Source organism: Kitasatospora phosalacinea, from assembly GCF_000716545.1.
GTDB lineage: Bacteria > Actinomycetota > Actinomycetes > Streptomycetales > Streptomycetaceae > Kitasatospora > Kitasatospora phosalacinea.
In genome coordinates this window covers 33,385-47,196 of sequence record NZ_JNWZ01000019.1, presented here as the reverse complement: position 1 = coordinate 47,196, position 13,812 = coordinate 33,385, and the positions used below count along the sequence as shown (strand labels likewise).

10 protein-coding genes are annotated in these 13,812 nt (G+C 75.2%); 3 read left to right on the top strand and 7 right to left on the bottom strand.

What is annotated here, in order from left to right; all coding sequences use genetic code 11:
- Positions 1-98 precede the first annotated feature (98 nt).
- Complete coding sequence (gene nsdA / locus OO48_RS12140; protein WP_051732043.1) at positions 99-1,595, bottom strand: transcriptional repressor NsdA; 1,497 nt, start codon at positions 1,593-1,595, stop codon at positions 99-101.
- A 401-nt stretch (positions 1,596-1,996) separates the two neighbouring features.
- Here nsdA and OO48_RS12135 point away from each other — a divergent pair, with 401 nt between their 5' ends.
- Positions 1,997-2,656 (top strand): bifunctional DNA primase/polymerase, encoded by a 660-nt coding sequence (locus tag OO48_RS12135; RefSeq protein WP_033215130.1) that lies wholly within the window; start codon positions 1,997-1,999, stop codon positions 2,654-2,656.
- A gap of 88 nt (positions 2,657-2,744) precedes the next feature.
- Here the strand turns inward: OO48_RS12135 and ftsY are convergent, their stop codons facing one another.
- The 5 genes from ftsY to OO48_RS12110 form a co-directional block, all read right to left on the bottom strand.
- Positions 2,745-3,977, bottom strand: coding sequence for a signal recognition particle-docking protein FtsY (ftsY, locus tag OO48_RS12130; RefSeq protein ID WP_033215129.1), 1,233 nt, complete (start codon positions 3,975-3,977; stop codon positions 2,745-2,747).
- Positions 3,978-4,001: 24 nt separating this feature from the next.
- Complete coding sequence (gene smc / locus OO48_RS12125) at positions 4,002-7,613, bottom strand: chromosome segregation protein SMC (protein ID WP_033215128.1); 3,612 nt, start codon at positions 7,611-7,613, stop codon at positions 4,002-4,004.
- Positions 7,614-7,890: 277 nt separating this feature from the next.
- Entirely contained in the window at positions 7,891-8,094 is a 204-nt protein-coding gene (locus OO48_RS12120) for a hypothetical protein (RefSeq protein WP_033215123.1), read from the bottom strand.
- A gap of 381 nt (positions 8,095-8,475) precedes the next feature.
- Positions 8,476-8,769 carry an acylphosphatase gene (locus tag OO48_RS12115; protein WP_033215215.1) on the bottom strand — a complete coding sequence of 98 codons (294 nt, stop codon included), beginning with the start codon at positions 8,767-8,769 and terminating at the stop codon, positions 8,476-8,478.
- A gap of 152 nt (positions 8,770-8,921) precedes the next feature.
- Positions 8,922-9,728 carry a site-specific integrase gene (locus tag OO48_RS12110; protein ID WP_033215121.1) on the bottom strand — a complete coding sequence of 269 codons (807 nt, stop codon included), beginning with the start codon at positions 9,726-9,728 and terminating at the stop codon, positions 8,922-8,924.
- 169 nt (positions 9,729-9,897) lie between these two features.
- Here OO48_RS12110 and OO48_RS12105 point away from each other — a divergent pair, with 169 nt between their 5' ends.
- On the top strand, positions 9,898-11,208 hold the full coding sequence (locus tag OO48_RS12105; protein ID WP_033215119.1) for an MFS transporter: 1,311 nt from the start codon (positions 9,898-9,900) through the stop codon (positions 11,206-11,208).
- Positions 11,209-11,214: 6 nt separating this feature from the next.
- Here OO48_RS12105 and OO48_RS12100 read toward each other — a convergent pair whose 3' ends face one another.
- Entirely contained in the window at positions 11,215-12,606 is a 1,392-nt protein-coding gene (locus OO48_RS12100) for a hypothetical protein (protein ID WP_033215117.1), read from the bottom strand.
- A 211-nt stretch (positions 12,607-12,817) separates the two neighbouring features.
- Here OO48_RS12100 and OO48_RS12095 point away from each other — a divergent pair, with 211 nt between their 5' ends.
- Positions 12,818-13,732 carry a DMT family protein gene (locus tag OO48_RS12095; RefSeq protein WP_033215115.1) on the top strand — a complete coding sequence of 305 codons (915 nt, stop codon included), beginning with the start codon at positions 12,818-12,820 and terminating at the stop codon, positions 13,730-13,732.
- Positions 13,733-13,812: the final 80 nt, after the last annotated feature.

Below are 13,812 nucleotides of genomic sequence, written 5' to 3'. Positions count from 1 at the left end.
GCGTACTGGACAGCGCGTGTTATACGCCGACGGCCGTCCGGACGGGGGCGGACGGCCGTGGGCGACGAGGGCTGCGGGGGCCCGTGGGCCCGTGGGGGTCAGACCACCGAGACGAACTCCGGGATGTCGTGCACCACCCGCTCGGCCAGCCGGTCCACCCCGGGCGCGCCGCGGAAGTCCCGGCTGGCGGCCTCGGAGGTCTTGCGGACCCGGGTGTTCAGCCGCTCGGAGCGGACCTTCTTGGCGATGTCGACCGCCTCCTCGCAGAACTTCGCCGCGTCCTCCGGCTCGTTCTGCAGCAGCCGCACCGAGGCCATCCCGACCAGGTTGAACGCGTAGGTGCGGACGTGGTCCTGGTCGTCCCGGAACCGGTCGACCGCCTCGGTGATCAGCCGCTCGGCGGGCTTGGCCATCGCCGCGCCGTGGTCCGAGGTGTACGCCAGGTCCCGGTAGGAGTGCCCGTTCTCCGCGCACAGCTCGGCGTACGAGAAGAACTTGAGCCAGTTCGGCGTCTCCTCGTTGCTCTCCTTGATGTCGCTGAAGGTGTCCTCCGACAGCCGGACCGCCCGGGCGCACCGGTTGAGCTCGCCGATGTTGGAGTACGCCCGCGCCTCCATCGCGTACAGCAGCGACTGCTGGCGGGCGGTGGCGGTGTCCCGGCTGCCGTACTGGGCGAGGTGGATCAGCTCCAGCGCGTCCTCGCCGCGGTTGAGGTGGATCATCTGCCGGCTCATGTCGGTCAGCACGTGCGCCCCGAACGGGCGGTCGCCGGCCTCCTTGGCCGCGTGCAGCGCCAGCACGTAGTACTTCTGCGCGCTCGGGTGCATGCCCACGTCGTACGACATGAAGCCGGCCAGGTGGGCGAGTTCGGCGGTGATCCGGAACAGCCGCTTGGTGATCGCCTCGGGGTAGCTCTCCTGCAACAGGTCGGTGACCTCGTGGAGTTGACCGACCACGGCCTTGCGGCGCAGGCCGCCGCCGTTCTGCGCGTCCCACTTGCGGAACATCTCGGTGGTCTGCTCCAGCAGCTGCATCTCCGGCTCGGAGAGCCGCCCGGTGAAGTGCTCGCCGCCGTTGGCCGCCGCCAGGATCGGGGTGGGCGCGCCGTTCGGGCCGGGCGTCAGCCAGCGCTGCATCGGCTCGATCAGTGCCGCGCCGGCCGTCAGCGCCAGCGAAGTGCCCAGGAAACCACGGCGGTTGAGCATCAGGTCGCTGCGCGAGTACTCGCTGATCGCCTGCACGGTCTGCTGCGGGCTCCAGGGCAGGTCGACCCCGCTGCCGACGGTGGTCACCTGGACCACCGCGCGCAGGCCGAGGTCCTCGACCGAGACCACCGAGCCGAAGCGCTCCGAGAACAGCTCCGACATGATCTTCGGGATCGGCTCGCGCGGCTGTTCGCCGTCCAGCCAGCGGCGCACCCGTGAGGTGTCCGTGGAGACGTGGTGCGCGCCGATCTGCCGTGCCCTGCGGTTCACTTGACGCGCCAGCTCGCCCTTCGACCAGCCGCTGCGCGCGAACCAGGAGCCAAGCTTCTCGTTCGGCTGCTTCTCACCCATGGGACCGTCCCCATCCCGCCCCGACCCGGGGCCCCGCATTCGCCCTGACCCTTTTCGTCGCCGCCCGCGTGACCGGTCGGCTGCGTTCCGTATGCCGAACGTAGCGCCCCTCCGCCATCCGGGGGAGCAACGCCGGAGAAACGCCACCTTTCGCCACCCCCACGGGTGAACTACCGGACCGGCGGGCGCGATTCACTGTGTGTCAGCCCGGCATGACCCCGGCACATGCCCGGACCCGACGGAACCCGACGGAGGCACGCGTGCGGCAACGACGATCCGGCATCCGAAGCGCCGGTGCAAGGCGCCTGCTCGCCCGCGCCGCTCGGATCGGCGCGCACCGCTCCGCGCACGCCTCCGGCGCACCACGCACCCCGCGCCCGACCGGCGACGCGCCGTCACCGTCCCGTAACCAGCGGCGACCGGAAGAGGTTGGGGGTGGCATGGACAAGCTCTTCGGCACCCTGCGGTTCACCCCCCTCGGCCGCCGCACCCGGCCCACCGCGCTGCAGGCCGCCGCCGAGTACTCCGGACGCTGGGGCTGGACGCTGGCCGTCGGCAGCCCGACCGCGCGCGCCGGGACGGCCTGCGACTGCGGCCTCCCGCACTGCGCCGCGCCCAACCTGCACCGCCTGGTCGGCCCGGTGGTCGCCCCCGGCGCGACGGCCGCCGAGCTCGCCGCCCGATGTCCGGCCGACACCCCGCTGCTCCTCCCGACGGGCCATCAGTTCGACGTGCTGGACGTACCGGCCCAGCCCGGCCTGCAGGCCCTGGTCCGGCTGGAGCGGATGGGCACCCAGGTCGGCCCGGTGCTGGCCTCCCCGGCCGGGCGGCTGCTGCTGTTCGTCGCCCCCGGCACCGCCGAGCGGCTGCCCGACCTGCTCTACCGGATGGGCTGGGACGACGCCTCGCTCGACCTCACCTGCCACGGCCTCGGCTCCTACCTGGCCGCCCCGCCCACCCCGCTGGGCCCGCTCGGCCCGATGCGCTGGCTGCGCCGCCCGACCGCGGACGGCGCCCCGCCCGAGGCCCGCCTGCTGCTCGGCACCCTGGCCTACGCCTGCCACCGCACCCGCGACCGGCAGACCGAGTTCGCCGGCTGAGGACCGCGGCGCACCGGTACGCACGGAGAGGTCCGTCCCAGGAGGGGGTTCCTCCTCGAACGGACCTCTCCGACCGCCGGGGCTCGTCTCAGCCGAGCAGCGCGTCCACGAAGGCGCCCGGCTCGAACGGCGCGAGGTCGTCCGCGCCCTCGCCGAGGCCGATCAGCTTGACCGGCACGCCGAGCTCGCGCTGCACCGAGATGACGATGCCGCCCTTGGCGGTGCCGTCGAGCTTGGTGAGCACGATTCCGGTGATGTCGACGACCTCGGCGAACACCCGGGCCTGGACCAGGCCGTTCTGCCCGGTGGTGGCGTCCAGCACGAGCAGCACCTCGTCGACCGGGCCGTGCTTCTCGACGACCCGCTTGACCTTGCCGAGCTCGTCCATCAGGCCGGTCTTGGTGTGCAGCCGGCCCGCGGTGTCGACCAGGACGGTGTCGACGCCGTCGGCGATGCCCTGCTTGACGGCGTCGAAGGCGACCGAGGCCGGGTCGCCGCCCTCGGGGCCGCGCACGGTGTGCGCGCCGACCCGCTCGCCCCAGGTCTGCAGCTGGTCGGCGGCGGCGGCGCGGAAGGTGTCGGCGGCGCCGAGGACGACCTTCCGGCCGTCGGCGACCAGGACGCGGGCGAGCTTGCCGGTGGTGGTGGTCTTGCCGACGCCGTTGACGCCGACCACCAGCACCACGGCCGGGCCGGCCTCGTGCTTGACCGAGCGGACGGTGCGGTCGGCGTCGGGGCCGATCAGGTTGACGAGCTCCTCGCGGAGCAGGCCGCGCAGTTCGTCGGGGGTGCGGGTGCCGAGCACCTTGACCCGGGTGCGCAGGTTGTCGACCAGCTCCTGGGTGGCGCCGACGCCGACGTCCGCGGTGAGGAGGGTCTCCTCGATCTCCTCCCAGGTGTCCTCGTCGAGGTGGTCGCGGGAGAGCAGGGCGAGCAGTCCCTTGCCGAGGGTGGACTGCGAGCGGGAGAGCCGGGAGCGCAGCCGGACCAGGCGGCCGGCGGTGGGCTCGGGCACCTCGACCGCGGGCGCGGCCTCGGCCTCCTCGACCCGGACCTCCTCGACGGCCGGTTCCTCGACCGGCACCTCGACCGGCACCTCGACCGGTGCCTCCGGCGCCTCGGTGGCGCCGGAGGCGGTGGGGGGCGCGGCGGCCCCCTGCGCGGTCCCGCTCTCGGCGGGCTTGGCCGGGGCGGGCGCGGTGAGGGTCGGCGCCTGGCCCTGCTTGTCCAGTTCTTTGCGTCGTCTGCCGGAGACGACGAGTCCGGTGATCGCGCCGATGGCGACCACCGCGATGACAACGGCAAGGATCACGTATTCCATAACCCGTCCAGTATCACTTAGCGCCTATGCCGGGCCCGGCTCCGCGGGTTCCAGCGCTGTCCTGTGCTCGTCCTTGCGTTCCGGCTGCCCGGGTACCCGCAGCCGCTGGCTGATCACCTGCGAGATGCCGTCGCCCTTCATGGTGACTCCGTACAGGGCGTCGGCGGACTCCATGGTGAGCTTCTGGTGGGTGATGACGATCAGTTGGGAGCTCTCCCGCAGCTCCTCCATGATCCCGACCAGCCGCCGCAGGTTGGTCTCGTCGAGCGCGGCCTCGACCTCGTCCATGACGTAGAACGGGCTGGGCCTGGCCTTGAAGATCGACACCAGCAGGGCGACGGCGGTCAGCGAGCGTTCGCCGCCGGAGAGCAGCGAGAGCCGTTTGACCTTCTTGCCGGGCGGCCGGGCCTCGACCTCGACGCCGGTGGTGAGCATGTTCTCCGGGTCGGTGAGCAGCAGCCGGCCCTCGCCGCCGGGGAACAGCCGGGCGAAGACTCCCTCGAACTGGGCGGCGGTGTCGTGGTAGGCGGCGGTGAACAGCTGCTCGACCCGGGCGTCGACGTCGCGGACGATGTCCATCAGGTCGCGGCGGCTCCTGCGCAGGTCGTCGAGCTGTTCGCCGAGGAACCGGTGGCGGGCCTCCAGGGCGGCGAACTCCTCCAGCGCGAGCGGGTTGACCTTGCCGAGCTGCTGGTGGGCGCGTTCGGCGGCCCTGAGCCGCTGCTCGACCTCGGCCCGGACGTAGGGGCGGGGCTCGCCGGCCCCCGGTCCGTCCGCGTCGCCCCGGCCGTCCTCGGGCGGCGGGGCGGGGACGGGCTGGTCGGGCCCGTAGCCGGCGAGCAGGTCGCCGCCCTCGATGCCGAACTCCTCCAGCGCCCTGGACTCCAGCTGTTCGATCCGCAGCCGCTTCTCGGCGCGCAGCACCTCGTCGCGGTGGCCGGCGTCGACCAGGCGGTCGAGCTCGGCCTTGAGTGCGCGGCCGTGCTCGCGGAACTGCCGCAGTTCGGCCTCGCGGGCGGCGCGGTCGGCCTCGACGGCGGCGCGTTCGTCCTCGGCGGCGGCGAGCGTCTCCTTGATCCGGCCGAGCAGGTGGCGGGCGCCGGCGGCGACGGCGGTGGCCACGGCGGACTCCCGGCGGGCGCGTTCGCGGCGCTCGGCGGCGCGGGCGCGGGCCTCGCGCTCGGCGCGGGCGGCGCGGTCGAGCTGGTCGGCGCGGCCGGCCAGGCCGCGGACGCGCTCCTCGTGGGTGCGGACGGCGAGCCGGGACTCCGTCTCGGCCTGCCGGGCGGCGGAGGCGGCGGCGGCGAGCCGGTCGCGTTCGGCGGGGTCGGGTTCGTCCTCGCCGCCGTCGGCGAGTTCCTCGGCGGCGGCGAGCCGGGCGGCGAGCTCCTCGGCGGCGGTGCGGGCCCCGGCGAGTGCGCCGTCCGCTCCGGCGGCGGCGGTGGCGGTGCGTTCGGCCTCGTCGGCGGCGGCCCGGGCGGCGCCGCCGGAGCGGCCGAGGGCGCCGGCGAGTTCGGCCCTGCGCTGTTCGCCCCGGCGCCGGAGGGCGGCCAGCTGTTCGACCTCGGCGACGAGTTCGGCGCGCCGTTCGCGGGCGGCGGCCAGTTCGCCGGCCAGCCGGGCGCAGCGTCCGTCGAGTTCCTCGATGCCGCGGGCGGCTTCGGCGACGGCGGCCCGGGTCTCCAGCGGGCTGGGCGCGCCGGGTGAGCCGCCGTGGGCGAGGGTGGCGGAGAGCAGGTCGCCGTGCGGGGTGACCGCGCTCCAGTGCGGGTGCGCGGCGATCAGTTCCCGGGCGGCGTCGAGGTCTTCGACCACGGCGGTGCGCGCCAGCAGCCGCCGGGCGGCGGCGGTGACGGCGGGCGGGCCGCCGACCAGTGCCCCGGCCCACCGCGCGCCCGCGGGCGGGGCCTGCTCGTGCGGCCCCGCCCCGTCCGCGATCAGCAGGGCGGCCCGGCCGGCGTCCCCGGCGCGCAGCCGGGCGAGCGCGTCGACGGCGGTGTCCGCGTCCCGGACGGCGACGGCTTCGGCGGCGGCGCCGAGGGCGGCGGCCACGGCGAGCTCGAACCCGGGTGCGACGGTGAGGAGTTCGGCGGCGGGGCCGAGCACGCCGGGGTGGCCGAGCAGGGTGGCGCTGCCGTCCTTGCGGCGCAGGCCGAGGGCGAGCGCGTCGTGCCGGGCGGTGAGCGCGGCGCGCTCCTTCTCGGCGGCGGCGAGCGCCTCGCGGGCGGCCGACGCCGCCCGCTCGGCGTCCCGCAGCGCGTCCCGGGCCCGGTCGTGGCGCTCCTCGCCCTCCCCCTCCCCGGCGGTGAACTCCTCGTGCTGCCGCTGGATCCGCTCGTACTCCCGCTGGGCGTCGGCGGCCCGCAGCCGGGCTTCGTCACGGGCGGTGGCGAGCCGTTCGGCCTCGGCTTCGGCGGCGGCGGCCCGGGAGCGGGCGGCGGCGGCGCCGCCCTGCAGCCGGGCGATTCCTTCGCGCCGGTCGGCGATGGCCCGGGCGGCGGCCCTGAGCCGGGCCTCCTCCTCGGTGAGGGCGCGTTCGAGGTCGGCGCGCTCCTCGACGGCCTCGGCCAGCGCGTAGCGCGCCTGCTCCAGGGCCTCTTCGAGGGCGGCCTCCTCCTCGCGGACGCGTTCGGCCTCGTGTTCGAGGTCCTCCGGGTCGCGGCCGCGGCGCTCCTCCAGCTGTCCGGCGGTGGCGGCGGCGCGCACCCGGGCCTCGGCGAGCCCGATGGTGCCGCGGGTGCGCTCGGCGAGCGAGGAGAGCCGGTACCAGGTCTGCCGGGCGGCCTCCAGGGCGGGCCCGAGCTGCTCGACCTGGGCTTCCAGGACGGCTTCGCGCTGGATCGCGGCGGCGAGTTCCCGCTCGACGGTGGTGCGGCGGAGCTTCAGCGCGAGTTCGTCGGCGACCTCGGCCTCGACGGCGCGGCGCAGGGTGAGCAGGTCGTCGGCGAGCAGCCGCAGCCGGGCGTCGCGCAGTTCGGCCTGGATGCCGGCGGCCCGCCGGGCGATCCTGGCCTGGCGGCCCAGCGGGCCGAGCTGGCGGCGCAGTTCGGCGACCAGGTCCTGGACGCGGTTGAGGTTGGTCTGCATCGCGTCGAGCTTCCGCAGCGCCTTCTCCTTGCGCTTGCGGTGCTTGAGGACGCCGGCGGCCTCCTCGATGAAGGCGCGCCGCCCCATCGGGTCGGCGTGCAGGACGGAGTCGAGCTGTCCCTGGCCGACGATGACGTGCATCTCGCGGCCGATGCCGGAGTCGGAGAGCAGTTCCTGGATGTCGAGCAGCCGGCAGACGGTGCCGTTGAGCGCGTACTCGCTGCCGCCGTTGCGGAACATCGTCCGGGTGATGGTGACTTCGGAGTAGTCGATCGGCAGGGCGCCGTCGGTGTTGTCGATGGTGAGGCTGACCTCGGCGCGGCCGAGCGGGGGGCGCCCGCTGGTGCCGGCGAAGATGACGTCCTCCATCTTGCCGCCGCGCAGCGACTTGGCGCCCTGCTCGCCCATCACCCAGGAGAGCGCGTCGACGACGTTGGACTTGCCGGATCCGTTGGGGCCGACCACGCAGGTGATGCCGGGTTCGAAGCGCAGGGTGGTCGCCGAGGCGAAGGACTTGAACCCTCGCAGGGTCAGGCTCTTGAGGTGCACCCGACCGTCCTCCTCGCCGTGCCGCGAACCGCCGCACCGCGACCCGCCACCCGCCGTCCCGCTCCGGGACGGCCCGCCGTTGGCGACTGTATCCGGCCGCGCCGCCGCCGGGCCTCCAGGCGGTGGTTTGGCCGTGCGGCGGGTCGGGCAGCCTCTCGGCAGAGGCCGGCGCGGACACGACGAAGGGACGTCCGCATCGGACGTCCCTCGCAGGCTGCCATCCCCTCGCCGGGGGAGCTCAGTGCACGACTGCGTCGATCGTGAGGACCACGAACGATCAGGTCAGGGCCGGCTCGCGCTGGTCCAGGTCGATGCTGCTGAGCAGCGAGTGCTCGTCCACGACGGCGGACAGGGCGTCGTTCTCGGCCTGGAGCCTGACGAGCTCGTTCTCCAGGTCCTGGACGCGCTGCTGCAGCCGTCGCATCTCGGAGAGCATTCGCGGGTCGGGGCCGCCGACGTACCCGAGAAGCGCCTTTGCCATGATGTGTGGTCCTCCACGCTGAGTGACCGAACCGTGTACGGTGGGTCTTGGGGGAAGGGATACGCACGTGCCTGCGCGCCGGACGTGCTGGCTGGGCACTACGAGGGCATCCGCTGGTGAGTGAGGCACTCACGGACGTGGCCTCGCCGGTTAAACGCAAACCTGTGCGCGGGTTTCCAGCGTCTCACCAAAGACCGTACGGGTCAACACGATCACCGCACGCTACCGCGGCCCTGTCACCTGCATGGCGGGAAAGGCACGCCATCGGCCGGGCTAGTGGATCACTACGTCTGCGGAGTCAACCACGAGTCGGCCCCGAAGGCAACCCTGGGACACCGGCGGTTGCCGGGGGCTCTCCTCCCCCCGGCAACCGCGGTGCGCTCATCGGATCGCGAAGCCCTCGTAGCCGTCGCCCACGGCCGTCCAGATCTCGGTGACTCCGCTGACCTGACCAGGCGTTCCGGGCCCGCGCAGCGCGGCGAGCAGTCGCTCGCAGTCGGCGCGCGACCCCTCGGCGACCACCTGGACGCGGCCGTCCCCGAGGTTGCTCGTGTAGCCCGTCAGCCCGATCTCCAGGGCCCTGGCCCTGGTCCACCAGCGGAACCCCACCTGCTGGACGCGGCCGCGCACCCAGATGGTGGCGCGGACGGACCGGTGGCTGTCGTGACCTTGCATGTGTCCGACCATAGTCGGGCACTTCGGGGGCGCCCGGAACGGGTTTCACGCCCCTTCCACCGTCCCTCCCCACCGCCGCCGGGCCGTTCACCGGCCCGGCCCGGCGGTCCAGCGGTGCGGCCCGGCCCGGCGGTTCAGCGGTGCGGTGCGGTTCAGCGGTGCGGTTCGGCCAGCGCGTGCAGCGTCCAGCCCCGGCCGGCCGGGTCCAGCGGGGCGGTGGCGGCGGCGAACAGCTCGGCCGCCCGCCGGTAGGAGAGCCGCCCGCGGCCGGTGAGCGGGCAGCGGTCGCGCTCCGGGGTGCCGGCCGGGGCGCGCCGGTCGGTGAGGAACAGCGGCCCCGCGGTGCGGCCGGCCACCAGCAGCGGCAGCAACCGGGCGGTGCCGCCGCGCCAGCGCAGCGGGCGCCCGTCGCCGGGCGTGCGGGCCCGGCGGTTCGGCAGGTCGAGCCGGTCGACGTCCAGCGCCAGCAGCCGTTCGATCGGTGCGCCGCTCTCCCGGACCAGGTGCCAGAGCACCTTCTCGCGCAGCGGCACCCGCAGCGCGAACACGGCCCGCAGCCGCTCCTCCCCCAGCGCCGCCCCGGCGGGGCCGGCGGACGGCAGGGGCAGCGGGCGCAGCGCCCCGGCGGGATCGGCGGCCAGCCAGCCCCGCTCGCACCACCAGCGCAGGGCGGCCCGCAGCGCGGACAGTTCGCGGTTGGCGGTGCGCGCGCCCACCGCCCCGGCCCGCGCGGCGAACGCGGCGGCCAGCCGCTCGGGCGCCTCCGGCCCGTCCAGCAGGGCGAGCGGCAGCACCGGCGGGGCGGCCCGCCGCCGCTGGGCGCCGACGGGCGGGGTGCGGCCGACCAACAGCCAGGCCCAGGTGTGCAGGGCGATCCGGTAGACCCGCCGGGAGCCGTCCGCGAGCGGAGCCTCCGCCAGGTAGTGCTCGGCCGCGACGGCGAATTCCACAGGTGTCATACCCGCAGTAAATATCCCTCGCCATGACCCGTCAACACCCGCACCTACTGCGGTAAATCGCCGATTTACTGCGCCTGTTCTCAACCTTGCGAAAATTGACGCCAGTTGGCTCAAGTTTTCCGGCGGAACCCCTTGTCCGGCGGCCCGGCCCCAGGGCAGCCTGCCGGTCATGAAATCCGTTCCACGGCGGCTCGCCGTTCTGCGCGGGCGGCAGTTCCGCCTCTTCTTCACCGGGTACGCCGTCTCCCTGTTCGGCTCCTCGACGGCCTCGGTGGCGGTGGCGTTCGCGGTGCTGGACGGCGGGGGCGGCGGCTCCGGGCTCGGGGTGGTGATGGCGGCGCGGATCGTGCCGGTCGTGCTGCTGCTGGTGCTCGGCGGGGCGGCCGCGGACCGGCTCGGGCCGCGCCGGACGATGCTCGGCTCGGACGCCCTGCGCTGCGCGACCCAGGCGGCCACGGCGGCGCTGCTGTTCGCCGGGCACGGCGGGGTGTGGGCGCTGGCGGCGCTGATGGTGCTGTGGGGGCTGGGCGAGGCGGTGTTCCTGCCCGCGCTGGACGCGCTGCTGCCGCGGATCGTCCCGGCCGCCGACCTGGCCGACGCCAACGCGCTGTCCGGCATCGCCCGCAACGGCGCCGCGGTGGCCGGTCCGGCCCTGGCCGGGCTGCTGACCGCCGCCGCGGGCCCCGGCTGGGTGCTGCTGCTCGACGCCGCCTCCTACGCGGCGGGCCTGGCCGCGCTGGCCCTGCTGCACGTTCCGCCCGGCCCGGCCGCCGACGGCTCCGCACCCGGGCTGCCGGCCGAACTGCGGGACGGCTGGGGCGAGTTCCGCTCCCGGCGGTGGCTGTGGGCGAGCGTGCTGCAGGGCTGCCTGTTCAACCTGCTGGTGTGGGCGCCGTTCCTGGTGCTGGGCCCGGTGCTGGCCCGCGAGCACCTGGGCGGGGCGGGCGGCTGGGGCGCGGTGATGGGCGCGTACGGGGCGGGGGCGGTGCTGGGCGGGCTGGTGCTGCTGGGGCGGCGGCCGGGGCGGCCGCTGCGCACGGTGCTGGCAGTGACGGCGGGCTGGGCGCTGCCCTCGGGGGCGCTGGCGCTGGGCGGACCGCTGCCGGTGGTGATGGCGGCGGCCGCCGGGGCGGGGGTGACCTCGATCGTCTCCGGCAGCCTGTTCGCCACCCTGGTGCAGCGGCACGTCCCGCCGCACGCGCTGGGCCGGGTCGGCGGGTACGTGACGCTCGGGGCGTTCGCGTTCGGGCCGGTGGGGCTGGCGCTGGCCGGTCCGCTGGCCTCGGCGGTCGGTGCCCGGACGGTGCTGGGCTGGGGCGCGGCCTGGCAGTTGGCCTCCTGCGCGGCGGTGCTGGCGCTGCTGGGCCGCCGCGAGCCGGCCACCGCCGGCCCCGACCCCGGCACCGCCCCGGCCCCGGACGTGCGGACGGCCCCCGTCCCGTCCGGGAGGGACGGGGGCCGGGGGCCGTCGGACCGCTGAGGGGCGTCAGTCTCCGAAGTTCCCGAAGTCCCCGCCGCCGCCGAAGTCCCCGCCGCCGTCGAAGCCGCCCCCGCCGTCGAAGCCGCCGCCGTCGCCGAAGTCGTTGTCGAAGTCGGAGGGGTTGAAGTCGGAGCCCGAGTACTCGCCGGCGTCCGCGCCGTCGTTGTAGTCGTACCCGCCCCCGTTGCCGTACTCCGGGCCGCCCCCGTACCCGTAGGCCGGGGTGGAGAGCATCGAGCCGAGCATGGTGCCGACCAGCAGGCCGGGCAGCACGCCGCCGCCGAAGTAGCCGCCCGCCCAGGGGCTGTACGCGGGCCCGGCGTTCCAGTACGGCTGGTGGCCGTGGTCGGTCTGCACGGTGCGGACGTCCGGGTCCTGGCCGTCGGCGATCCGGGCCGCGTCGGCGGCGCAGGCCGGGACGGAGCGCGGGGCGCCGCCCGGCGGGGCCCACTGCACGTCGGTGGTGGAGGGGCCGTGCCGCGGGTCGAAGAAGCACGGGACTCGGCGCTCGGGCAGCGGGCGGCCCTCGCGGCGGGCGGCCAGGGTGGCCAGCGCGAACCGGCCCTGCTCCAGTGCCTCGGTCACCGGGCGGACGTCCTCGGGCTTCTTGGCCTCGTCCATCGTCCGCTTGGCGCGGTCGTAGGCGTCCAGGGCGCCGGTGTAGTCGGCGCGCTGGGCGTCGTCCGCGTCGGGGGCGCCGGGGTTGAAGTCGAGCCGGTCGAGTTCCTCGCCGAACGCGGTGATGTCCTCGTCCACCACGGTGCGCAGCTGGGCGAGTTCGGCCCGGGCCTTCTCCTCCTTGCGCTTCTTGGCGCGGCGGAAGAGCAGGAAGACGCCCGCGCCGAGGAGCACGAGCAGCAGCACCGGGACGATCACCCAGGCGATCGAGGTGCTGTGCTGCGGGCCCTCGCCCTTGGTCTGCTTGGCCGCCCCGTCGACGAACTCGTTCAGGGTGGCGTCGATGTCCTTGCCGTTGGAGCGGAACGCGGCCCCGGCCAGGTTGTCGGCCGCGGCCCTGCCCAGCGCCTTGGCGTCGGACTGGGCCGCGAACTGGTCGCCGCGCCAGATCGCGTAGACGCCGACGATGCCGACCTTGGTGCGCAGGTCCTTGAACAGGCTCTGCGTCGGGTACGCGTCGCTGGCGGGCAGCACCGCGACGAAGATCGGCTTGTCGGCGTCCTTCAGCTTCTTGGCCAGCTTGTCCGCCTGGTCCTTGGAGAACCGGCCGCTCATCGCCGGGTCGACGTAGACCTGGGTCTTCTTCATGGAATCGGCCGCGTCGTTCAGGCCGGCCGCCGAGGCGGGCGCGGACAGCCCGAGCACCATCAGCAGGCCGAGCAGCGCCGCCAGGACGGCGGCGGGCCCGGTGGCCCGGGAGCGGCGTAGCACAGTTCTCATGTCACAGACCGTACCGGTCCGCCGCCCCGCCCCACGCCCTACCCCGGTACTGTTCCCACCCCGAGTCGGCCCCCTACTCCGGGGGGAGGGGGGCGGTCCGGACCCCCGCCGACCGGCCGGAGTTCGCTCCCGGCGGCCCGGCCGGCGCGCCCGAGCGGGCATAGTGGTGACGATCTTCCGCACGCCAAGCCCACCCGACAGGAGACCCCAGGTGTTCCTCGGCCTCGTCACCGCCGTCGCGGCGTCCGCCTGCTACGGCACCGGGTCGGTGCTGCAGGCCCTCGGCGCCCGCCGCTCCGCCCGGCAGGAGGCGGCGTCCGGCACCGTCACCGAGCACGGCGGGCCGAGCCTGTCCTCGACCGCGAAGGCCGCCGTCACCTGGGAGTTCATCCTCGGCACGGTGCTCGACTTCATCGGCTTCGGCCTCGGCGCGCTGGCCGCCCGGCTGCTGCCGCTGTTCCTGTCGCAGACCATCATCAGCGCCAACCTGGTGATCACCGCGGTGCTCTCGGTCCGGCTGCTGGGCCTGCGGCTGCGCCAGTTGGAGTGGCTGTCGATCGGCGTGCTGTGCGGCGCGCTGGTGCTGCTCGCGGTGGCCGCCGGCCCGGAGGGCGGGCACGAGGCGGCCCGCTCCTTCCACTGGGCGCTGCTGATCGGTTCGGTGGTGCTGATCGCGGGCGGCGCGCTGGTGGTGCGCCGGCTCGGTTCGGGCGGGGCGATCGTGGCGGGCCTGCTCTCCGGCCTGGGCTTCGGCGCGCTGGGCATCGGGGTGCGGATCCTGGACGGCGTGCAGCCGTTCGACCTCGGCGCGCTGCTGACCGACCCCGCGCTGTACGCCGTCCTGGTCGGCGGCCTGGGCGGGATGTACCTGCACACCGTCGCCCTGCAGATCGGTTCGGTGAACGGCGCGACCGCCGCCCTGGTGGTCGGCGAGACGGTCGTCCCCGGCGCGGTGGGCGTGCTCTGGCTCGGCGACTCCTCCCGGGCCGGCCTGGGCTGGCTGGCCGCCGCCGGCTTCCTGCTGGCCGTGGTCAGCGCCGTCGGCGTGGCCTACTTCGGCGAGGAGGGCGGGGCGCTGCACGCGGCCGCCGAGGAGGAGAAGGAGACCGCCGGGAAGTCGAACTGACCGGGCGTGCCGGCGTCGTTCCCTCCCCGGTCGCCGGGTGAGGTCCCCCCGGTGGGGCGCCGTGACCGGACTGCTCGACG